This window comes from Flagellimonas sp. HMM57, assembly GCF_021390175.1.
GTDB lineage: Bacteria > Bacteroidota > Bacteroidia > Flavobacteriales > Flavobacteriaceae > Flagellimonas.
On record NZ_CP090004.1, the window covers coordinates 2,087,167 to 2,109,694 of the forward strand.

Here is a 22,528-nt window from a genome sequence, read left to right on the forward strand (position 1 = left end):
AAAGAAGCATTAATAAAATTTAACCCTTATGCAACAACGGCAATACTTAGTACGGAAATACAGATTCCTTCAATTTTGAAGAGTGTTTGTGCGGCCGCTTCTATGGTTGCTCCCGTGGTAATAACATCATCGACCAGTAATACATGGGTAAAATCCTTTTTCGTGTGGACATTCAATTGAAAGATATCCTTTGCATTTTCCCAACGTAACTGTCTGTCTTTTTTGGTTTGGGTTTTTGTGTTGACAACCTTTAGAAGAATGTCATCCCTATATTCAGCATTGATGGATTGCGCTATTTTTTCTGCAAACAATGCTACCTGGTTATAACCTCTTTTCTTCTTTTTTTTAGGATGCAACGGAATAGGAACCACTACATCTACATTCTTTAACGTTTTCTCTTCCTGTAAAGAAGCCCCGATCCAATCTCCAAAAAAGCCACCTATTTGCTCCTGATTTTTATACTTCAAGTAGTGCATAAGGTTCTTTACAATTCCGTTTTTGGTGAAAAAAACGAAGGACATGGCCTTATTTATAGGAATTCTCCCATAAAAAATATGGTCTACTGTATTTTGATCAGTATAGTTATAATCGGTGAGTGGCAGCTCATGTCGACAAACTGCACACAAAATGCGTTCTCCTCTGGTTATTTGGGTATTACATCCAAAACATACCTCTGGCAATAGGATGTTGTTAATATCGTTTAGTATCTTAGCCAACCTTTTTGGAATCAAATCTTATACGTGTTAGAGTAGTCTATTAACCCATGGATGCCCAAGATAATAATTTCAACTACAAGATTATTTTTGCTGCCCTTATCGCGGTAATAGTGGGTATTTTAATAGCTTTCTATTACAGTTATGCGCAATCCAAAAACCAGATGTCTTTTCTGGAACAGGAAAAATCACTTTTAGTAAAGGATTTGACCTTAATGAAGGCTGATGTGGATCGTCTTTCCGGACTTAATGAGGTGAATGAAATCGAATTACAGACTTCAAGGTTCAAGGTACAACAATTGTTGGATTCTGTTGGACGCTTAAACTTCAGCATCACAAAATTGAAGGAAACTCGAAAAGAGCTCCGTATGTTAGGGGTGAAGTTTGATAGCTTAAAACTTAAAAACAATTTTCTTAGATACAACAATAGTGTATTGGCCGACAGGTATGAGGAGACGCGAAGGCAATTAGAAGAGGTAAGAGGAAGGGCAAGCAATATGGAACGCGCGGAATCAATCTTGCGGGAAACAAATAAAGAACTCACCAAAGAACTTAAGATAAAGAGTTACCTAAAACTTCAGAACGCTGAGGGAAGCGGGTTTCGATTACGGGCAGGCAGGCCGTTAAAAACCAATAAGGCATCGACCATAGAAAAATTACGGGGTTGCGTTACGATCTTAAGCGATACGAACGAAGACGGTACCGTGAAAGTTCTATACCTGCAATTTTTAGGCCCTGATATGAAGGTTATCGAAGACAATGCTACCACAATCTCCGTAAGTGGCAATATCTATAGCAAAAAAGTGGAAATTGTTTATACTGGGAGAGAGATCAGTGTTTGTGATGCCATTACCGTCCCAGAAGGTTCCTTGGAAGATGGAATTTACACCCTTAACGTTTTTGAGGACGAAAGACTGTTGGCCTCTACCGAATTTCAGTTGAAATAACCCATTTCTTTTTGGGTAAAATTCTATTTTTGCCCAATGGCAAATCAAGAAGACATTTTTAAGAAGGTTATCTCCCATGCAAAGGAGTATGGCTATGTATTTCAATCCAGTGAAATATACGACGGACTCAGTGCGGTATATGATTATGCGCAGAATGGTGCTGAGTTAAAAAAGAATATTCGGGAGTATTGGTGGCAGGCCATGGTACAGCTCAACGATAATATCGTTGGGATAGATGCCGCCATATTTATGCATCCTACAACCTGGAAAGCTTCCGGCCATGTAGATGCGTTCAATGACCCGTTAATCGATAATAAAGATTCCAAGAAAAGATACCGCGCCGATGTTCTGGTAGAAGACTATGTCGCTAAAATTGAAGCAAAGATTGATAAAGAAGTGACCAAAGCGGCCAAACGTTTTGGGGATAGTTTTGATAAAAAGCAATTTCTGGAAACAAATCCAAGGGTCTTGGGCTATCAGGCCAAAGCTAATGATATTTTAAAACGCCTTGGGAAATCATTGGAAAACGAGGATTTGGCCGATGTAAAAGCATTGATAGAGGAATTGGAAATCGCCTGTCCGCTTTCAGGCTCTAAGAATTGGACCGATGTGAAGCAGTTCAACCTAATGTTCGGAACCAAGTTGGGAGCTTCCGCAGATTCTGCAATGGATTTGTACCTGCGTCCAGAAACCGCCCAAGGAATCTTTGTCAACTTCTTAAATGTCCAGAAAACAGGGCGAATGAAAATTCCGTTTGGCATTGCCCAGACAGGAAAAGCGTTCCGTAATGAAATTGTGGCCCGCCAGTTCATTTTCCGTATGCGGGAGTTTGAACAAATGGAAATGCAGTTCTTCATTAAACCGGGAACACAACAGGAATGGTACGAGAAATGGAAAGAAAATCGATTGAAATGGCACCTTTCCCTTGGAATGGGAGCGGATAACTATCGTTTCCATGATCATGAAAAATTGGCCCATTATGCTGATGCGGCAGCAGATATCGAGTTTAAGTTCCCATTCGGTTTCAAGGAGCTGGAGGGAATTCATTCCAGAACTGACTTTGATTTAAGTCAACATGAGAAACATTCAGGTAAAAAGTTGCAATATTTCGACCCAGAAGTAAACGAAAGCTATGTACCGTACGTGCTCGAAACTTCCATCGGTCTTGATCGAATGTTTTTAGCCGTTTTCTCAAATTCGTTAAAAGAGGAGGAATTGGAAAACGGTACCACAAGAACGGTACTTAAAATACCTGCGGTTTTAGCACCAACGAAAGCTGCGATTTTGCCCTTGTTAAAACGTGATGGACTTCCAGAAGTAGCCGAAAAGCTTATGGATGAACTCAAGTGGGATTTCAATGTTGCGTATGATGAAAAAGATGCCGTAGGCCGCCGTTACCGTCGCCAAGATGCCGCAGGTACACCTTTCTGCATTACGGTCGACCATCAAACTTTGGAAGATGATACCGTTACCATTCGTCACCGCGATACTATGGAACAACAACGGGTCAAACTTTCCGAAGTAAAGGAGATTATTACAAAAGAAGTCGACATGCGCTATTGGTTACAGCGTATGTAACCTTAACGCTTCTCGGTAGTTTCAAAATATACCTCCTCATGGGGAGGTCAGAATTGCAAAAAGGCAATTCTGGGAGGAGAAGTTTCTAGCAAATCATTAATGTGGGTTTTGTTATCCTCTCACCTTTCGCTTGGCCAATTTCTTCTTGTAAAAAGCCTTGTCAGCTACATAAATGGTTTTTTTGACCTCGCAATACACTTTGTCGCCTGCTTTATTGGTCAAAGCTGTGGTTTTTATGATTTCCATTTCATTTCGTAAAGCGACTTTTTCCTTAATGCGATGTATCTCATCCAAATCATAAGTGAAATGGGCATATAGGTTTTCTTTGGCTGGGCGTTTAAAGAAAATTTCAGCGGATTTATCCCATACCACATAGTCCTTTCCCAAAAGATTGACCAACTGCACCATGGGAATAGGGTCTACCGCGGAAAACATACTTCCACCAAAAATGGTGTTCATGTAATTTCTGTTCTTGTAATTGATGGGAAGTTTGATGCTTATTTTTAATAAGTCTTCCGCAACATAAATGATTTTCGCCGTACTTCTTCGGTACATGGGCGAGAGGTTGAAACCATACTTAAAGAGCTTATGCTTTTTAATAAATTTTGAACCTACTTCCGTTGCTTTTTGATAAAACGACATGAATTCTATTGGTTTGAAGATTGTTGTACTGCGTAACGGTAATGGCCGATAATTTTAAAATCAAAAAGCATATCCTCAAGAACCTGTCCGCGACCAATATTATGGACGATTAAATTCCGTTTTCCATCGCTCGACTTTTTGTCGACCACAATACCAATATGTGTGATGGCACCGCCTAAATTCCAACAGACCACATCTCCTGGTAGATAATCACTTGCATTATCTGAAATTGATTTTTCAGCTCCTTCCCGCTTAAAATAGGTCATTAAGTTGGGCACCCTTCGGTGGTCAATATTTTTGTCTGTTGTTCGCAATCCCCAGATTTTTGGATACACATTAAAATTAGCCTTCATATCTTCGTGGACCTCTTTTTGCAAATCGATTCCCAATTTTCTGTACGCCCGTATGACAACATCGGTACAGACACCTTTGTCGCTTGGTACATCTCCATTGGGGTAATCCATAGAAAAATAGCTGGGGTCGTAGGTCACGTTCTGTTCCGTTAATTCTAAGGCAGCATCAGATAACGTGAGTTGCTCAACTGCTGTTTGGGCAATTGATATATTTAAAAACAACAGTATTGGAATCAATAGGAATTGCTTCATTTGAACATAATCATTTTCAAAATTAGTTTCTAAAGATAACCGATTCCTATAACCTCATTTTGTTCTTTAAGACTTAAATGGGTAAAATCTAGAACAACCCGGTAATTTCCCCATCATCAGTAACATCGATTCCTTCTGATGAAGGGTGCGCTGGTAATCCTGGCATTCGCATAATATCGCCAGTTATCGGGATAAGAAAACCGGCTCCGGCAGCTATTTCTATTTCCCGAACCGTGATGATAAAATCTTTTGGACGTCCCAATAATTTTGGATTGTCTGATAACGATTTTTGGGTCTTGGCAATACAGACGGGTAGATGCTCTAACCCTAGGTTCGCTATTTTTCTAAGATGTGCTTTTGCTTTTGAGGTATAATCCACATGTTCGGCACCGTAGATTTCTGTGGCAATTGTTTCAATTTTGTCCATAACGCTGGATTCCCATGAGTACAAGGGCGTAAAATCAGAGGTGTCCGATTCAACGATATCAATGACATTCTGCGCCAGTTCTAGAGCACCTTCCCCTCCTTTTTCCCAAACCTCTGCCAAAGCTACTTTTATGCCTTTTGAGGCGGCAAAACTTTTAATGGTTTCAATTTCCTCTTCGGTATCCGTAACGAATTTGTTGATGGCGATGACCGGAGGCACCTTAAACTTGGAAATATTTTCAAGATGCTTTTCCAAATTTGGGATTCCTTTTTTGAGTGCTTCCACGTTGGGTTCGGTCAAGGATTTTAAATCGGCTTCTCCATGATATTTTAGAGCACGTATCGTTGTAGTGAGAACTACAGCCTTCGGTTTTAGGCCGGCACTCTGACATTTGATATCGAAGAATTTCTCGGCACCAAGGTCAAATCCAAACCCGGCTTCGGTAACGGTATATTCAGAATGCGTCATGCCCATCAAGGTTGCAATCACCGTATTGGTTCCTTGGGCAATATTCGCGAAGGGACCCCCATGGATAATCGCTGGATTTCCTTCAATCGTCTGTACCAAATTGGGTTTTATGGCATCTTTGAGCAAAGCCGTCATCGCCCCCTCTGCTTTTAAATCCTTGGCATAGATGGGATTTTTGTCGAAGGTGTAACCAATAAAAATATTTCCCAACCGCTTTTTTAAATCGCTTAAATTTTCGGCCAGACACAGAATAGCCATAATCTCGGAAGCTGCGGTAATATCGAACCCAGTTTCGCGGGGCACTCCAGATGTGGTTCCGCCCAAACCAACGATGACATGCCGTAACGCTCGGTCATTCAAGTCCACAACACGTTTCCAGGTAATGGTTCTCGGGTCCAGCCGCAACGAATTGGTTTTACTTTGAATGTTATTGTCAATAATGGCCGCCAACAGATTGTGGGCTTTTTCAATAGCGGCAAAATCGCCCGTGAAATGTAGGTTGATGTCCTCCATGGGCAATACTTGGGAATATCCCCCGCCCGTGGCACCCCCTTTAATCCCGAAAACAGGACCCAAAGATGGCTCCCGCAAGACCACCGTCGTTTTTTTTGTTCAAGCGGTTCAGTCCTTCGGAGAGGCCGATGGACATGGTAGTTTTACCCTCGCCCGCAGGGGTTGGAGAAATGGCCGATACCAAAATAAGATGACTTTCGTTTGCCTTTTGCTTGTTGATGGCCTGCAAAGGCAGTTTTGCCTTGTACTTGCCATACATTTCCAATTGGTCCGGGGCTATGCCAAATTTTTCTGCAATCTCGGAGATGTGCTGTAACGTTGTTTTTTTGGCAATCTGTAAATCGGTCATAAAAAAGGGCTTTGAAATTGATTAAGGCATTTTTTCTTCAATGTTGACTTCGATCATTATTTTGACACTTCAATTTGGTCTGCACCGTTGGCTTCCAGAATAGCATTTATTTTGGATACATCCTTTGCAAGCACTCCATTCAAATTCCCCAAGTGTTCCTCCAATTCAGCAGAAAGTTTCTTAAATACTTTGTAAGCACCATCCGTGGGTTTTGCATCCCCATTTTCAACACTTCTTCGTAAAGAGGCCAATCGGTTGTTCAGTTTTATAGGGAAATTCAACGGATCTTGACCGGATTGATTTTTAACCTGATACAGTTCCTCTTCAACTGCCGTTATTTTCTCCAAGAAAGGTATCACTGTCCTTTTCATGGCCTTGGCTGTAATCTTCGCTTTGCTTGAATCGATTCTTGTCTTGATTTTCCGAATTTTGATAACTGCTTCATTCGCAGCAGTGGTTTTTTCCATGATATCGTTCGCCAGTGTAAACTGTTCGTCCAAATCAGCTTTGGTAATACCCTTCAAATTGGGATTAATGTGTACTTCAAAAGGGTAAGTCTGTTCGTAATCCCCACTTTTCATCCTGACTTTGTATGTGCCCAGTGGTGCTTTTGGTCCTCTTGTGGGACGTGCGCTCCAAATGATCATTCCTTCAAACTCCGTAGCACCGGGATATCGTAAATCCCACGTAAAGGTGTTGATTCCTCTTGCAGTCGTAGGTTTGGACGACCCCCTTTTTTCCACCACGGAATATTGGGGTCTTCTTCGTATTTGGGTTTGCTTCCGGTAAACGTATCAATCAACTTATCATTGGCATCCAAAATCTCAAAAGTGATGGTATCCGTTTCGTTCTGAAGGTAATATTGGATAGTAGCATCGCTGATTCCTCGTATCGCATCCGAAGGGGCGAACAGCACAGCAGATTGATTTTTCATTTCGTCCTTGTATTGTCGCAAGGGTTGAATATCATCCAAAATCCAAAAGCCGCGACCGTGCGAACCCAAGACCACATCGTTGTCCTTAATGACCACATCGCGAATGGGGGTATCGGGTAATTTTAATTGCAGACTTTGCCATTGCTGGCCGTCGTCCATGGAAAAATAAACGCCATGTTCCGTAGCTAAAAACAAAAGGCCTTGTCGTACATGATCCTCCCGAATCGCTCTTGCAAAATGTCCGTCTGCTATACCGTTGGTGATTTTTTTCCAAGTTTTACCATAATCGTGTGTTTTGAACACGTAAGGTTGCCTATCATCGACCTGATAACGATTTGCAGCCACAAATAAAGTTCCCGGTCGGTGTTTGGATTCATCAATGATGCTTACACGGGAGAACTTGGGCAAACCTTCTGGGGTAATGTCCTCCCAGTTTTTGCCACCATCCCGGGTGATATGGATTTTTCCATCATCCGAACCTGCCCAAATGGTATTGATATCATGAAAAGATGGCGCCAATGCAAAAACGGTGGCATAGATTTCAGGACCGTTCATATCCATGGTGATGACACCCCCGGTTTTTCCCAAGGTGGTAGGGTCGGCATAGGTGAGATCAGGGCTTATTTTCTCCCAGGACTGTCCATCATTGGTGGTTTTCCAAACATGCTGTGAACAGGTATACATGACATTGGCATCTTGGGGTGCGAACATGATGGGGAAAGTCCATTGCCAGCGCTCTGGTAACGCTTCGGCAGGCTCTCCGGAGAAGAATCTAGGGTATACCTGAATATCCCGTATTTGACCATTGCTTCGGTCGTATCGTGTTAATAATGCGCCCTGACTTCCTGCATAAAAAATGTCCAAGTTTTCGGGATGTTGCGTTATCCAGCCGCTTTCCCCACCACCAACGGCATAATACCAATCTTTATTGGGTCCTCTTGCCTGCATGTGGTCCCATCCATCGCTAGGCATAGCCAAAGTACTGTTGTCTTGTTGTGCACCCGCTACGTGATAGGGCACATCGTTTGTAGCCATTACATGGTAAAATTGCGTGGTTACAAAATCCTGGTCTGTCCAGCTTTTGCCTCCGTTGATGGTCACGTTGCCACCACCGTCGTTGGAATTGATCATGCGGTCGGGATTGTTGGGATCAATCCATAGATCGTGATTGTCTCCGTGCGGGGTTTTTATGATGGTATCAAAGGTTTTACCGCCATCGGTGGATTTATACATTCGAGTATTGAGGCCGTAAACGGTTTCCTTGTCTAAAGGGTCAGCATAGATTCTGGAATAGTAGAAAGCACGTTGCCGTAGTTTACGTTCATCGTTGGTACGCTCCCAGGTTTTACCCGCATCTTCGGAACGGAACACACCGCCCTCATTGGCTTCCACAATGACCCAAACCCTATTGGAATCTACTGGTGATACGGTAACTCCGATTTTCCCGATGGGCCCTTCCGGCATTCCTTCGTTACTGGTGAGGTCGGTCCAGGTATCCCCACCGTCCACGGATTTCCATAGTTTGCTGTCGCCACCGCCGCCCCACATTTTCCATGCTTTGCGGTATACCTGCCATGTGGTGGCGTACAAAACATCAGGATTTTTGCGGTCGATGATGAGGTCCACCGCCCCGGCTTTTGGGCTTGCATATAATATTTTTTCCCAGGTATCGCCCCCGTTCGTACTCCTGAATACGCCACGCTCCTCGTTGTCGCCATATGGATGTCCCAATGCGGCTACGTAAACGATATCCGGATTCGTAGGATGGATTCTGATCCGTGCAACGGCTTGGGTTTCTTTTAACCCTAAATGCTTCCACGTTTTGCCCGCATCTTCGGATTTGTAGACACCATCACCTTGGGTGATGCTTCCGCGCAACTGTACTTCGCCCATACCTATGTAGACAATGTCCGGATTGGTTTCCGCGATCGCTACGGCACCTACCGAGGAGCTGGTGACTTGACCATCGGTGACGGGTTTCCACTCGTTGCCGCCATCCACGGTTTTCCATAATCCCCCGCCCGTAGCGCCAAAATAATATTCGTTGGGGCGGGTGGGGCTTCCTGCACAGCCAAGGGAACGGCCCCACGGTGCGGGCCAATGTTGCGCCATTCCAGACCTTCATAAAAGTTTTTATCTATTGAGGTATTTTGGGTCGATTGGTTTTGGGCCGACAAATTGAAGGCAAAGCAAAAGAAAGTAAACAGTGCAGATAGGATGTAGTGTTTTTTCATTTTCGGAAGGTGGTTTTGTGTTGTTTTTGGTGTCTAGCAAGCCGTTAAAACGGCTTCTCTAAATATACCATAATATGGGGAGTATTCCGAATGGGGAATGGGGTGTTTTGAATTTTTGTAAGTGCTATATAGTTTACTAAATACTATGTGAATTACTTTTTCAAAATGTTTAAAATGTCAGCGATTAAATAGGCTCCACAAATTCCGATACCAAAAAGTGCGTGAGTAGGTTTTCCATTTGGTAGTATTTCAGTCAAACAGAAATAAATAATAACAATACAAACAGGGTAAAATATTAAACGAGTTAAAGTTTTCTTGAGAGTCCACTCTTTTTTCTTTGGTTTTTCTTGTTGTTTAAATTTTTCGGGATATTTTTCTCTTTCTAAGGTTTCAATTACATCTCTTAATTCTTCGGTAATAATAGTTTTCTCACTTATAGATACTTTCCTTAAAATAATAAACAATACAAAAGCTGTAAACAAAACAAATACTGAAAGTTTCCAGCCATCGATAAACCCATAGCCAACTATTGGTATTAAAGTGAAAACACTGGTTGTGACAATTGCAAGTTTATTAATTAATTTTCCAAAGGGATTTAACACGGTTGAAATTCCTTTAAGTTTATTTTCAGAATTGAACTTCAAATGAAAAATAGGATATCCACCTCTTAGCCAGTAAGAAGATGTCCAGAGAAGGATTTCATTTTTCCGTATCTCTCCACTGTACTTTAAGGTGTTATAAAAGAATGCATCACGGAAATGAGTTCCAAGTGTACTGCTTTTATCTTCGAGCACCAATTTCTCAACGTCTTTTTTCTCAATCATAAGAGTTTTTCAAATCGCAACGAAGGGTATCACCCGTAATGGTGTTCGAAATCGTAAGATTTCTTATCATAGTAAATTCAATTGCTGATAGGTTACAGCTATGAAGTTAGCGAATAGCAGCCATAAATTATAGCCATAGTTGGCACTTAGTCGTTTTTATCTTTTTTGTTCCGTTCCATAAGTACTACGCCAATTAATGCCGCTCCTATGAAAACGCCACTTATAGCGTCCATTATTTCTCCGCTTCGAACTGCAGCATAAATTCCAGCCAGTATTGAAGCAACTCCTATTCCGATCAATACATACCCTGTTTGTTTTTGCATTTTCCTAAGTCGTTTTGGTCAGTTTAGATTCCGTGTTGATTTTTAATACCAGTTGAGGCTCAAATCCAGCTGTAGTAATGCTTATTGTGTTTCAAGGCAGTTAAAATGCAGCAATGAATTATATGTCATTGTAGCCATACGTTTTTTAGTCTGTCCGGACAGAGTTTGAATTTAAATCGAACCAGTTCTTTGAAATCAATACTCCTTCATCGTCAAACTTAGCGGTCATCAAAGGTGCGCCCATATTATAGTATATAACGGATTTAACGTACCCGTTTTCGTGCCATTCTGTCCAAATCCCATTTTCAAATCCACTTTCTTTTTTCCCTGATATTTTTGGATTACCGTTTTTATAGAATTCTGATATTTTTTCTTTGAAAGGAATTGGTTTAATTGATTTATCAGTTCTTGTAAATTCCAGTTTCTTTTTAAAAATGACCAAATCACCAGTCTCTTCTATTGAGAATTGGTTTTGAGAATATTCAAGCAATCTGTATTTCCGCGTTCCTATTGTTAACATCGAATCAGAAATTGAATAGTGTGCCTTGAACTGCCCAAATTCTTCTTTGATATCAAGTACTCCGTCCTTTTGAAAGAAATAGATGCTTTTGGAAGCATAACTTGATCTGTTTTCATCTTTTGGCCTTAATAGGAGTTCTGAGTCCTGTTTTGGTTTTTCATGTTCCCATATTCCTAGTATTTGTTTTTTTAATAATTCTTGTCCATTCAAAGTAATCGGAGCAATGAACAGCATTGAAAATAGGGTATGATAGATTGAATTTTTCAAAATGAATGGTAACGGTTTTAGCAAATCTAACCTTATAATGGTTACTATGTTCCAAGTTAATTAAAATGCCGTAATGGCTATAATCCATTGCTGCATTTTAATTATTTGTTGTATCATTCCAAGTTCTTGAGTCTTGACCCTTTTATTAGAAGCCACAGCATAAATACTAACTCTCCAATTGTAAGAATGAACAAAAATTGAGTGTCTAAATTTGGAAAGAAGAATACGCTCAGATTATCAATTATCCAGCTCAACCCAGCGACTATTAAAATTATTCCAAATGCTTTCGGAATGTACGTCGCTTTATACACTAAATAACCAAGGAAAATAAGGTAGATTCCAAAAAATATCAGTCCAAAAGAACCTTCAACTCTAAAGGCTTTAAAATACAGGAAAATACGTTCATTTATCTGCTCTATTCCCATATGTTTTATATGCTCAAGCGAATTAACAACACTCAATATGCTTAAAAGGTTATACATGGCAATGAAATACATAGCTGTGTAAATTAACCTAAACCAAGCAGTTAATAGGGATAAACTTTTGTTTACCGGTTTCAATAAAATATATAGTGCCCAAGATGCTGTAATATCGGCAATAAGGGTCAATAGAATCAGAAATATCGCTGTACTGAACAGATACTTATTGTTTATAATGTTTTCAGCGGTAATTGTAGGACTGTCATAATCGATGAGTTTTGAGAATATTGAGAATTCCGCAAATGGCGTGGTCAAAACCATTACAAGCAAACTAATTCCTGCAAATAAGGCCGCTTTTGAAAGTGACAACTCCTTTCCGTTATAAGTATTCATTGATGCTATAGTTTATATCCTTTTCAACGCGACGATGTTTCATGAAAATTGTTACAAAAGATAAAATTCATTTGAGGTTTGAATGAAGCACAAGGGTATTTAACATGATTTCGATACGGACATTTTCAACAGGAAATTGTCCACCTAAACCTAAAGATAATTGATTACAGGAATTTTTACCTAGAAATAATTATGCACCGTATTGGCAACCGCCAATCTAATCAAACCCTTTACTGAAAAATTCTTCGAGGGTCATATCGAACGCCTTGGCTATTTTGAGCAGACTGGTAAACTGCATGTCCGTTCCCGTTTCATACCTTCGATATTGCGCCCTATGGATTTTATTATCCAATGCAAAATTTTCATAACTGCTACTAATTAGTAGTTATTCAAAATTTATTTTTGAGATACATTTGATAACACGAATTTCTGGTTTGATGTTTGGAGAAAAACAACAAAAATGTTTGAACGACCTAATTTTGGATGCCTATGGTACTCCAGAAGAATTGGCAAAAATCCTCGATTTGGGAATCGAAATGCTGTTCTATCTGGAAGCGGATACCTTTGAGCGCAGGGAAGTCCAGCATGTGGTTTCCGCACTACGGGAAATCAGTACTATTCTGCGGCAACGGGATTGAGTTTTTCAAATTCGTTTTTGTCCGTTAAAGGGAATTCAAGCCAGCCCTGAGAACAGTCGAAGGGTAGGCGAGAACGAGCAATCACTTAGGCCATTGTTAGTTATGGCTACTTATTATATTCAACAAACTTCTTCATAATCTTATCATTGGTTTTCTTTACCCTTTCAATCGATTCAGTTCCATTCAAATCCAAGTAATAACCCGCATAAACCAAGTGATTTTTTATTACAATTAGGTTAAACACGTAGACCACAATAATATCGTGATAATTTGAGTACGGTTTTACAAATTTTACTGCTGAAAGAATATTTGGATGTGGTTTATATTCTTCGATTACAACTGGTTTGTCGACGCGTAAAAAAGTAGTATCAGAATATACTTTATTCAAAGCAAAATCCTTATCGAAATTTTCAATTCCTTTTTTTCTTTTTTGAATCCTAAAAATTCTTTTTAAATCATTTCCAGTCAATTTCCATTTTTGTTCATTCACGTTGACCATAAAAACTGCATAATCCTCAAAGTCGATTATGGCAAGACTGTCCTTTTTTAAATAGGTTTTATTGTTTAAGTAAACACCAACATTTTCAATTTTTTCAAACATTAAAAAACTATCAAAATAGTCTTTTACCTCTTTTTCGTCGTGACACTCCGTCCATTCTCCAAACTCTGGAAACCTGAATTCTATAAACTCTACATCATTCTTTTCATTTGAATAATAGTCATCACTTTTTTCGGACTTGCAAGCAATCAATGAGACGAGAAATATTGAGCAAAGAATTCTATTCATAAATATGGATGTCTCGGTTATGATTTCCTTGTTACAACGTCTGCAAAGCAGCGAGGGATTTAGAGCTTAGGCAAGACAGTATTTTTCTTCCGAAATCTAACTGTTTGATTTATATTTTTTTTGGTATGGCAGAAAACCACAATGAATTGTATCCAATGTTAGCTGCTGTATTTTATCCAATCATTGTTATCCACTCTCCAAAATTATTAAGCAGAAATTTAATTCCTCTTTTAAAAACTTCCTTTCGCCCTAATTCCAAAACTTCTTTAAGTAGTGGTAAACTCTTTTTCCGAACTTTAGCGAAGAATCTGCTAATTTTCTTTACAGTAGTCCGCTTAGTCATTGAGGGAATATTGTCCTTTATTTCCTCTGCTTCTTTAATCAAGCCTTCATTTTCCTGTTCATTCCGTTTTAGAAGATGAATTACATTTACAAAATAGGTATGAATTATAACTTGTTTCTCAAGTTCATAAGGTTTAGTGTCCGCATCTTCGTCAAGTATTTCAAAATTTGCATAAAATTCTTGTTCGTATTCATTTAGAATACTTTCTTCTGCTGAAAGTTCAGTTTTGTTATATGCCTTAATCAGATTAGTCCATCGCTCCAATAAAGAGACAATAGAATTTTCTTCTGTTTTTATTTTTTTTGTTGCTAAAGAAACACTATTGGTGGGATTGAATTCGGCTTCAAAGAATATTTTATTGCTATTATTTTGAGTAGGATTGGAAACAGAAAATTGGAAATCAGAATATTTTGATTTGTCCTCGATTAATAATTCAAAAGGCTCATTTTTGGTTAATTCAAAAATATCGCTGTTCACTTCGACAAATGTTCTTATCCTCTTGAAAAGTCTCTCTACAGTTTGAAGTAGGACTAAAGTGTGTTTCTTTTTGTTAATCATTTATTTAATATTGCACTTAACCTTTTTATACAGCCGTAATATACATCGCTACATCTCCAAATATAACAGATAAACGTTATATTTTGTAAGGGATATCTGTGATTAGATTAAAAAACATACTGCAACCGTACCCCACCAAAATAATTCCTGTCATTGCCGGGATAAAAGTAACGGGGCTCCGCTCCGCCAAAGCCAACGGCATTGATCAACACGGATTGCGCAAAGACGGTATCAAAAATATTATTGACCCCAACATTCAACCCCAAGGAGAAGTTGCTGGCCAAGGTAGTCCGGTAACTCAACTTGGCATTGAACACATTAAAGGCTTCGCTGTTTAAACTATTAGCATCCGTCAAGGGGATTTCATCCACAAACTGGTGGGTCACATTCAGCCATAGGCCATTGGCATGTTGTACATCGAACCCAGAACTTATCCGGTGTTTTGGCACTCCTGTAAGCGGATTGCCGGAGAAATCGTTTTCCCCATCCACAAAATCGGTAAAGCTATGGTCGCTGAACGTATAGCTGAGGTAGGGCGAAAACACCAATTTCCTGGAGAGCTTGTACAGGTACTTCGCATCCATTTCCAAACCTTGGTGGCGGGTCTCGCCTGCGTTTCTTCCAATAAACTGGTCTTCGCCCACACGTTGCGCCACCAACAGGTTGTTGATGTTCATGCGGTACAGTGTAAGGTTCAATGACATTCTTTTTTTTAAGAATAGCAATTTGCTTCCCAGCTCATAATTGGTGCCCGTTTCTTGGGCAATATCGGGATTGATCACGCCATCCGGGGTCAAGGTTTCTTCCAAGCTTGGATTGGAAAACCCCCTGCTGACATTGGCATAGAGTTGCCCGTTCTGTAACTGGTATCGCAATCCAAAACTCGGTAGGAGTATGGGGTCAAAATTACGTTCCGCCGAAGTGTTTTCAGCACCTTGATTGAACAGGTCCCTAAAGTTGTAATTGGTCTTGTTGAGCGTCATGCCCAATTGTGCGGAAAGCGATGGGGTAATGGGATGGGTCAACGTTCCAAAGAGATTGCACTGCCTGCGAAACTCCCGGTTCCTGCTTATACGCTCTCCAAGGAGACTCCCGTTGCCATTGTTGTCCGCAAATAAATTCTCAAAAGTGCCCCAGTGGTATTCGTCCTTGTACAGTTCGCTCCCAAACGAATATTGCACTTTCCCCAAATCCCCTTCAAAGACGCTCCTGAACCCAAACCCATTGGTGAATTCGTCCAAAATGTTAAACGGGCGGGGTTCGTAGTGGTCCAGGTAGGAATAAAAAATACTGGTGGTATTCTTCAAGGTCTTTCCAAAAGTATAGGTATGGTACAGCCCTGCCAAAACATAATTATTGGCTTCAAAGCCCTGTGCGGCCAACCAGTTTCCCGCGGCACGCGTAGGGTCTTCGTCAAAATCCGTCTGATTGATGGAACTTGGTATCTGTGCGGTGTAATCAATATAGTTCAACAGCAGACCGACCGTACTTTTGGCACTTAACTTGATGTTGGAATTCAGCAGAAACCCGTCCCGTTCAAAACGGTTGTTTTGGCGATAACCATCGGTTTGTAGGTGATTGTAGCTAAACGTCAGGTCAAAATCCTTTTCGGCATGTTGAAACAACAGGTTGTCCTTCAGCATTCCGTAAGAACCTACGGTAAAGGTATTGGTCAATCGGGTCTCGTCCACTTGGGGCGACTTGGTATCCAATAAAATGGTACCTCCCAGGTTTGAGCCAAAAGCGGTTCCCTTCGGCCCCTTTATGACCTCGACCGAACCTAGATTTTCCAGGTCAAACGCTTCAATGGTAGAGGAACCTGTACCATTTGTTACGGGGATTCCGTTAAAATACAGGCGGAGCTTGTCCGTACCAAAAGGAGTTCTCGCTCCAATGCCCCGCACCGTAATTCTATTGGTGTTCAAAGCTCCCGAAAGCACATACACCCCCGAAATCTGATTGATGGCCGCGGATACATCAATGGGACTGAATTTTTCAAAAGTGACCGAATTGATGGTTGAAGAAGGGGTAATGCCAATGGCCTTTTTGTTGGGGTTGTCTTGGGTGAGGATGATTTCATCCAACTGCGTAATGGAATCTTTTTTAACTGTCTGACCAAAAGTTTGGATTGAAAAAAACAGCAACAGTGCGAAAAGAAGACTTTTCATAAAATAGGAGAGTGTTTAATTTTTGGATTATGATATGCTATTGGTCAATTTCAATAAGAATGTTTGGGTATCGGTAATATGGGCAAACTCGTCTTTAAGATTGGCCAATGCGATTTGATGAACGGTCTTTGCAGCTATAGGTTCTCCATCGATTCCAATTTTGTTGAAGGAGGCCGTGGCATCGGAAATCAATGTGGTGTTAAAGCCGAGGTTTGATGCCATTCGCGTTGAGGTGGAAATGCAATGCTCCGTGGTCAATCCGGCAATAACCAAGTCTGTTATGCCTTTGGCCTTAAGCTGGGATTCCAGATCGGTTTCTATAAAAGCGCTGTTTACATTTTTTTGTACAACGGGTTCACCATCCTTTGGTGCTGCCAACGGGTTGAATGCATTGCCATTTTTGGTGGGATGTAAGGGTGATTCCGGATTTGTGGAGCAGTGTTGAATGTGAAACAAGGGCAAGTTTCTCTTTCTGAATTCATCAAGTAATCTGCTACAGTTTTTTTCTGCATCTGGATTGCTTCGTTCTTCTCCGTAGAAATCGGTTTCCTGTAAACCGAGTTGGACATCAATCAATAAAAGTGCTGTCATTTATGTAAATTAAAATTAGCGATTAAAACCTGAAACCAATGGAGAGCCCCCCTCGATACATAAAGGTATCCTGAAAATCCTCTGGGTTTATGTTCCTTCCAAAACCGCCAAAGATTTCCAAGGTAAATTTCTCGCTCCGTGTTGCCCATTTGTTTCCTAGGCCCAACCCCAAAGCTAAGGTACTGTATGTGTTGTCCCTAAAGGCATTTGGGTCATCAACTTCATCTTCCCCAGTGTAATAAAGACCAAAAGCTTCGGCAAAAAAACCGCTACGGGGCTGGTAACCAAAATAGGCCCTAAAATTGGGTCCGATTCCAAAGTCTCCGTTATATTCCGTGGCATCATTGTTAAAGTATACCGTACCGCCAATACTGGTATCCTCACCAAGAAAATATTCATATGAACCCTCTACGGCACCTGTAATGAGAAAAAGACCAGCGTTTAATTTTATTTCGTGGTTGTTGTCGAATCTTGGATAGGCTTGGGCATTCATGAAATAACCCGAGATAAATAGCACTAAGAAAAATAGTTTTTTCATGATTTTCGTTTTTTGGATTACCTAAAGTCATCAATTAGCGTTCCATACTTCAAATTTAAACCATGTCCGTGTAACTTGAATTTTATATACGAATGACAATGGCTATTTTTAACAAAAATTCAAAAATGAAGATTGTATCCTACAATGTAAATGGTATTAGGGCAGCTTTGAACAAAGGCTTTATGGAATGGTTGCAAACAGTAAACCCAGATGTGGTCTGTCTGCAGGAAATCAAGGCGCTAAAGGAACAGGTGGATGTATCTGTTTTCGAAGCCGCTGGATATAAGTTCCATTATTGGTTCAGTGCGCAAAAGAAAGGATATAGCGGGGTAGCGTTGTTGTGCAAGGAGCAACCCGATCATGTGGAATATGGCACCGGAATCGATTATATGGATTTTGAGGGGAGAAATATCAGGGCCGATTTTGGGGATATTTCGATTATGAGCATGTACCTGCCTTCTGGAACCAATATGGCACGGTTGGAACATAAGTTGACCTATATGGCGGATTTTCAAAAGTATTCCGATGTGTTGAGAAAAGAACGCCCCAATTTGATTGTTTGCGGGGATTACAACATTTGCCATGAAGCCATGGACATCCATGATCCTGTTCGCAATAAAAATGTATCAGGATTTTTGCCCGTAGAGCGGGAATGGATCGGAAATTTTATTGAAAGCGGGTTTATTGACAGTTTTCGACATTTTAACAAAGAACCGCACAACTACACATGGTGGAGTTATCGCGCCAATGCACGTGCCAACAACAAGGGCTGGCGATTGGATTATGGTATGGTGAACGAGACTTTAAAGGATAGGCTGAAACGGTCTGTTATTTTGTCGGATGCCAAGCATAGTGACCACTGTCCAATTTTACTGGAGGTTGAAAAATAACGATTGCTTTAAACGATACCGATAAGGATTGATTATTTTTGCCCGTCTAAAAAAATTGCCACATGAAATACACCAGACTTCCACATACCGACATTAAAGTCAGCAAGCTTTGTTTGGGAACAATGACCTGGGGCCGGCAGAATTCTGAAGAAGAAGGTCATGAACAGATGGATTATGCTCTGGAACAAGGAATCAATTTTTTTGATACCGCAGAGTTGTACCCGATTCCTGCCAAAAAAGAACTTTATGCGGTCACTGAAGAAATCATAGGGAAATGGTTCAAAAAAACAGGAAACCGGGATAAGGTAGTGCTTGCCACCAAAATTGCAGGTAGAGCGGAGTTTGCGAAATTTATAAGAGCAACAGGTTTTAGCAAGGATTCCATTATAAAGGCTGTTGAAGGGAGTTTACAACGATTGCAAACGGATTATATCGATTTGTACCAATTGCACTGGCCAGAGCGGAATACCAATTATTTTGGGCAGCGTGGCTACAATGCCCATGCTATTGATCCTTGGGAAGACAACATTCACCAAGTTTTGGAAACACTTAGGGATTTGATTGCAGAAGGGAAAATAAGACAGGTGGGGATTTCGAACGAAAGTCCTTGGGGAACCATGCGCTTTTTGGAAGAAAGTAAAGTCCATAGAAGTTTACCAAGAATGCTTACCCTACAAAATCCGTATAGCTTACTTAATCGGCTCTTTGAGATAGGGCTCTCTGAAATTTCCATGCGCGAAAATATTGGTCTTTTGGCCTATTCACCTATGGCGTTTGGGGTGTTGAGCGGAAAATATTTGGACGAGATAAAGCCGAGAAAAGCGAGAATGACACTTTTCCCCCATTACAGTCGCTATAGCGGGGAAACTGCAACGGAAGCCACGAAAAAATACTTTCAATTGGCGCAAGACCATGGATTGAGCTTGGCACAAATGGCGTTGGCTTTTGTAAACACCAGACCCTTTTTGACCAGCAATATCATAGGTGCCACAACCATGGAGCAGTTAAAGGAAAATATTGAAAGTATAGATGTGGAACTTTCCGATGAGGTGTTGAAAGGGATTGAGGATATTCACAATGAACTTCCAAATCCTGCTCCTTAAAATTAGAGGAACAATACGTTTACCACATCTTCAATTTTGGAGACCAGTCTTAGTCGAATCGTAGTATTTTTAATTCCGATTTTGTTGCTTTTGGAAACATAGATTGTAGAAAAACCCAGTTTTTCTGCTTCTAAGATGCGTTGGTCTACCCGCTGTACAGGGCGTATTTCCCCTGCCAAGCCCACCTCTGCGGCAAAACACGTCCCTTTTTCAATGGGAATGTCCGCATTGCTGGATAGAATGGCGGCCAATACGGCCAAGTCAATCGCGGGATCATCTACAGATATTCCCCCCGTAATGTTTAGGAACACATCTTTTGCCCCTAATTTGAAACCTGCTCTTTTTTCCAAAACGGCCAAAAGCATGTTCAATCGTTTGGCGTTGAATCCGGTTGCAGAACGTTGCGGGGTTCCGTAAACCGCAGTACTCACTAAAGCCTGTATTTCGATAAGAAGGGGTCGCATGCCTTCTACCGTTGCGGCTATAGCTGTTCCGCTAAGGTCTTCTTCATTCTTGGAAATCAATACTTCGGATGGATTGTTTACTTCACGCAAGCCACTCCCCTGCATTTCATAGATTCCCAATTCTGCCGTAGAGCCAAATCGATTTTTAAGCGAACGGAGAATTCGGTATACATAGTTACGGTCGCCTTCAAACTGAAGAACAGTATCCACCATATGCTCCAAGATTTTAGGTCCGGCTATGTTCCCATCTTTGGTGATGTGACCCACCAAAATAACAGGAGTACTACTTTCTTTTGCAAATTTTATTAGTTCTGCGGTACATTCCCGTATCTGTGAGATACTACCTGCGGCGGATTCAATATAATCGGTATGAAGGGTTTGAATGGAATCGATAACCACCAAATCTGGTTCCAAAGCACCTATTTGTTGAAAGATGTTCTGCGTTTTGGTCTCGGTAAGGATATAGCAAGTTTCGCTATTGGGATGAATGCGGTCCGCTCGCATTTTTATCTGCTTCTGGCTTTCTTCACCGGAAACATACAGTGTCTTGTATGCGAGCTTCAAAGCTATTTGCAAAAGCAACGTACTTTTTCCAATACCGGGTTCCCCTCCCAAAAGAATCAATGAACCAGGTACAATACCTCCGCCAAGTACCCTGTTGAACTCTTGATTCTGGGCATCTAATCGAATTTCTTTTTCGTTGTTGATTTCTGCGACACGCAAAGGAGTAGCAATTTTTTTTATTGTGTTGGATTCGCTTCTCCAGTTTTTCTTTTCTTCTTTTTGAATGACTTCTTCAACAATGGTATTCCACTGTTTGCAAGATGAACATTGCCCCACCCATTTGGGATATTGAGCACCACAGTTTTGACAGAAAAAAGTCGTTTTGGTCTTTGCCATGAACCGTTTTGGTTTTGGCTAAAGATACTGGTTTTGATAGATTTTTAGACTCATGGATTATTCGATTTTTGGAGCCTTGGATTGTTAGGTCGCTCAACCTAAAGTTTTATATTCACTTGCTATCCAAAAATCAGGGAATCGAAGAATCGAGACATCAAATAAAGAATCCTTCGACAAGCTCAGTATGACACAGAATAATCAAATCAATCCATATATCTAAAAATCTAACCTATCCAATAAATCGGGTTTTAATATCCAAAGTCGGCCTTAAGGGCATCTATTTTTTCAAGGGCCATATCCTTCGTTAAAAAGTCTATCTCTTCCATCTGAAAAGCTTTTTCAAATGCTTTGAAAGCCTTTTTTGGTTCCCCTAGTTGTTCAAAATACTCTCCTTCAAAATAAAAACCTAGCATGGTATCGGGGAATAGTTTTTTACATATATCCGACAAGGGCTTTAACGATTCAAAATCTTCTTTTTTCAGGCTTGCAGCATAAATGGCCATAATGTCATTGAGTTCCATAGGTTTTTCAAAACCAAAGAGCTCTTCGATCATATTATATCTATCCTCTAGATAGTTAATGACTGGATCATTGGAAACGAGTATTTCGGTTTTATACTCTTTTGGGCTGATAGGTTTGAACATTTGAAAGGTTCTTTCCCATGCTTTTCCCAATCCGTACGTTATTACTGAAAGTTCATTGGCATCTGGATATTCATCAAGGGAGTAGTGTATATTTTCTTTGCCCAGACTTTTTAAGCCCCTATCCAATTGAAGAATGTTATTTGTGATTTTATCCCGATTGCCAGCGGTTATGAGATTGTAAAAAATATGTTTGTCCATTGTGGCCAAACGCTCGGGAATTCTACTTTCCATTTCTGGGGCCAAAAGTGGTGAGATGCTTATATACGACTTGAACAACGAATGGTCCTTAAAGAGCCAATAGTTCATAAAATTCGCAGTGATATCGTATCCTATGACCATTTTGAAAGGTGCAGTACTGTATTTTGTATCAATAGAAGGTATGATTTCCATGCCCAAAAATTCGAAAAAGAGTTTTCCTTTTTCAGTTGGCAGACCTGTTTGTTCATCAAAAGCACAATCTTCCCAACGTAGCTCATCTTCCAATTGGTCTATACCAATGATTATGGTTTGCGGCATTCCTTGAAATTGACTGTTGAACTTGGAGATGGCCACAACTTGGTCAAAAAGATATTCGGCATCCAATACCAAAATCAAGGGATATTTTTTTTCTTCGGAATAGTCTTCTGGGAAATAGTAGGAAACGTTTCTTCTTTCCTGCAGTTTAAAGGATTCGAAAATCTCCTTTTTTACTTGCGCGCCAAGATTGGTACATAATAGGCCTATTAGTACAAATAGACAATTTTTCATC

General features: G+C 40.5%; 22 protein-coding genes and 1 pseudogene. 5 read left to right on the forward strand and 18 right to left on the reverse strand.

What is annotated here, in order from left to right:
- Nucleotides 1-26 precede the first annotated feature (26 nt).
- Nucleotides 27-716 (reverse strand): ComF family protein, encoded by a 690-nt coding sequence (locus LV716_RS09225; RefSeq protein ID WP_233759093.1) that lies wholly within the window; start codon nucleotides 714-716, stop codon nucleotides 27-29.
- A 47-nt stretch (nucleotides 717-763) separates the two neighbouring features.
- On the opposite strand from LV716_RS09225, the gene LV716_RS09230 reads away from it, so the two are divergent.
- Both LV716_RS09230 and LV716_RS09235 read left to right on the forward strand, forming a co-directional pair.
- The gene (locus LV716_RS09230; RefSeq protein ID WP_163417453.1) at nucleotides 764-1,660 is read left to right on the forward strand and encodes a hypothetical protein; all 897 of its coding nucleotides are present in this window, start codon (nucleotides 764-766) and stop codon (nucleotides 1,658-1,660) included.
- A 36-nt stretch (nucleotides 1,661-1,696) separates the two neighbouring features.
- Nucleotides 1,697-3,238, forward strand: a complete 1,542-nt coding sequence (locus LV716_RS09235) for a glycine--tRNA ligase (RefSeq protein ID WP_163417454.1) — start codon at nucleotides 1,697-1,699, stop codon at nucleotides 3,236-3,238.
- A 111-nt stretch (nucleotides 3,239-3,349) separates the two neighbouring features.
- On the opposite strand, the gene LV716_RS09240 is transcribed toward LV716_RS09235, so the two are convergent.
- The 10 genes and pseudogenes from LV716_RS09240 to LV716_RS09285 form a co-directional block, all read right to left on the reverse strand.
- The gene (locus LV716_RS09240) at nucleotides 3,350-3,880 is read right to left on the reverse strand and encodes a DUF4442 domain-containing protein (RefSeq protein ID WP_163417455.1); all 531 of its coding nucleotides are present in this window, start codon (nucleotides 3,878-3,880) and stop codon (nucleotides 3,350-3,352) included.
- Nucleotides 3,881-3,885: 5 nt separating this feature from the next.
- On the reverse strand, nucleotides 3,886-4,485 hold the full coding sequence (locus LV716_RS09245; RefSeq protein ID WP_163417456.1) for a DUF1287 domain-containing protein: 600 nt from the start codon (nucleotides 4,483-4,485) through the stop codon (nucleotides 3,886-3,888).
- Between the two features lie 88 nt (nucleotides 4,486-4,573).
- Nucleotides 4,574-6,242 (reverse strand): annotated as a pseudogene (locus tag LV716_RS09250) (formate--tetrahydrofolate ligase).
- Between the two features lie 56 nt (nucleotides 6,243-6,298).
- Nucleotides 6,299-6,985: a hypothetical protein gene (locus tag LV716_RS09255; RefSeq protein ID WP_233759094.1), complete on the reverse strand. Its 687-nt coding sequence runs from the start codon at nucleotides 6,983-6,985 to the stop codon at nucleotides 6,299-6,301.
- The gene (locus tag LV716_RS09260) at nucleotides 6,886-9,288 is read right to left on the reverse strand and encodes a glycosyl hydrolase (protein ID WP_233759095.1); all 2,403 of its coding nucleotides are present in this window, start codon (nucleotides 9,286-9,288) and stop codon (nucleotides 6,886-6,888) included. Before LV716_RS09260 ends, LV716_RS09255 begins: the two co-directional genes overlap by 100 nt.
- A 274-nt stretch (nucleotides 9,289-9,562) precedes the next feature.
- Nucleotides 9,563-10,234: a hypothetical protein gene (locus LV716_RS09265; protein WP_163417459.1), complete on the reverse strand. Its 672-nt coding sequence runs from the start codon at nucleotides 10,232-10,234 to the stop codon at nucleotides 9,563-9,565.
- A 146-nt stretch (nucleotides 10,235-10,380) separates the two neighbouring features.
- Nucleotides 10,381-10,557 carry a hypothetical protein gene (locus tag LV716_RS09270; RefSeq protein ID WP_163417460.1) on the reverse strand — a complete coding sequence of 59 codons (177 nt, stop codon included), beginning with the start codon at nucleotides 10,555-10,557 and terminating at the stop codon, nucleotides 10,381-10,383.
- Between the two features lie 145 nt (nucleotides 10,558-10,702).
- Complete coding sequence (locus LV716_RS09275; protein ID WP_163417461.1) at nucleotides 10,703-11,344, reverse strand: hypothetical protein; 642 nt, start codon at nucleotides 11,342-11,344, stop codon at nucleotides 10,703-10,705.
- A 113-nt stretch (nucleotides 11,345-11,457) separates the two neighbouring features.
- On the reverse strand, nucleotides 11,458-12,156 hold the full coding sequence (locus tag LV716_RS09280) for a DUF4386 domain-containing protein (RefSeq protein ID WP_163417462.1): 699 nt from the start codon (nucleotides 12,154-12,156) through the stop codon (nucleotides 11,458-11,460).
- 217 nt (nucleotides 12,157-12,373) lie between these two features.
- Nucleotides 12,374-12,508 carry a helix-turn-helix transcriptional regulator gene (locus LV716_RS09285; protein WP_163417463.1) on the reverse strand — a complete coding sequence of 45 codons (135 nt, stop codon included), beginning with the start codon at nucleotides 12,506-12,508 and terminating at the stop codon, nucleotides 12,374-12,376.
- Nucleotides 12,509-12,620: 112 nt separating this feature from the next.
- Here LV716_RS09285 and LV716_RS09290 point away from each other — a divergent pair, with 112 nt between their 5' ends.
- The gene (locus LV716_RS09290; RefSeq protein WP_233759096.1) at nucleotides 12,621-12,794 is read left to right on the forward strand and encodes a hypothetical protein; all 174 of its coding nucleotides are present in this window, start codon (nucleotides 12,621-12,623) and stop codon (nucleotides 12,792-12,794) included.
- 106 nt (nucleotides 12,795-12,900) lie between these two features.
- Here LV716_RS09290 and LV716_RS09295 read toward each other — a convergent pair whose 3' ends face one another.
- The 5 genes from LV716_RS09295 to LV716_RS09315 form a co-directional block, all read right to left on the reverse strand.
- Nucleotides 12,901-13,581: a hypothetical protein gene (locus LV716_RS09295; RefSeq protein WP_163417465.1), complete on the reverse strand. Its 681-nt coding sequence runs from the start codon at nucleotides 13,579-13,581 to the stop codon at nucleotides 12,901-12,903.
- Between the two features lie 172 nt (nucleotides 13,582-13,753).
- The gene (locus LV716_RS09300) at nucleotides 13,754-14,482 is read right to left on the reverse strand and encodes a hypothetical protein (protein WP_163417466.1); all 729 of its coding nucleotides are present in this window, start codon (nucleotides 14,480-14,482) and stop codon (nucleotides 13,754-13,756) included.
- Between the two features lie 107 nt (nucleotides 14,483-14,589).
- Nucleotides 14,590-16,650: a TonB-dependent receptor domain-containing protein gene (locus LV716_RS09305; protein WP_163417467.1), complete on the reverse strand. Its 2,061-nt coding sequence runs from the start codon at nucleotides 16,648-16,650 to the stop codon at nucleotides 14,590-14,592.
- 27 nt (nucleotides 16,651-16,677) lie between these two features.
- On the reverse strand, nucleotides 16,678-17,241 hold the full coding sequence (locus LV716_RS09310; RefSeq protein ID WP_163417468.1) for a cysteine hydrolase family protein: 564 nt from the start codon (nucleotides 17,239-17,241) through the stop codon (nucleotides 16,678-16,680).
- A gap of 22 nt (nucleotides 17,242-17,263) precedes the next feature.
- Entirely contained in the window at nucleotides 17,264-17,779 is a 516-nt protein-coding gene (locus tag LV716_RS09315) for a hypothetical protein (RefSeq protein ID WP_163417469.1), read from the reverse strand.
- A gap of 125 nt (nucleotides 17,780-17,904) precedes the next feature.
- Here LV716_RS09315 and LV716_RS09320 point away from each other — a divergent pair, with 125 nt between their 5' ends.
- A complete protein-coding gene (locus LV716_RS09320) occupies nucleotides 17,905-18,669 on the forward strand; it encodes an exodeoxyribonuclease III (protein ID WP_163417470.1) in 765 nt (254 codons plus the stop codon).
- 62 nt (nucleotides 18,670-18,731) lie between these two features.
- Nucleotides 18,732-19,772 (forward strand): NADP(H)-dependent aldo-keto reductase, encoded by a 1,041-nt coding sequence (locus tag LV716_RS09325; RefSeq protein WP_163417471.1) that lies wholly within the window; start codon nucleotides 18,732-18,734, stop codon nucleotides 19,770-19,772.
- 2 nt (nucleotides 19,773-19,774) lie between these two features.
- Here the strand turns inward: LV716_RS09325 and radA are convergent, their stop codons facing one another.
- Together radA and LV716_RS09335 are read right to left on the reverse strand one after the other, a co-directional pair.
- Nucleotides 19,775-21,136, reverse strand: a complete 1,362-nt coding sequence (gene radA, locus LV716_RS09330; RefSeq protein ID WP_163417472.1) for a DNA repair protein RadA — start codon at nucleotides 21,134-21,136, stop codon at nucleotides 19,775-19,777.
- A gap of 248 nt (nucleotides 21,137-21,384) precedes the next feature.
- Nucleotides 21,385-22,527, reverse strand: coding sequence for an alpha/beta hydrolase (locus LV716_RS09335; RefSeq protein WP_163417473.1), 1,143 nt, complete (start codon nucleotides 22,525-22,527; stop codon nucleotides 21,385-21,387).
- Between the last annotated feature and the right edge of the window lies 1 nt (nucleotide 22,528).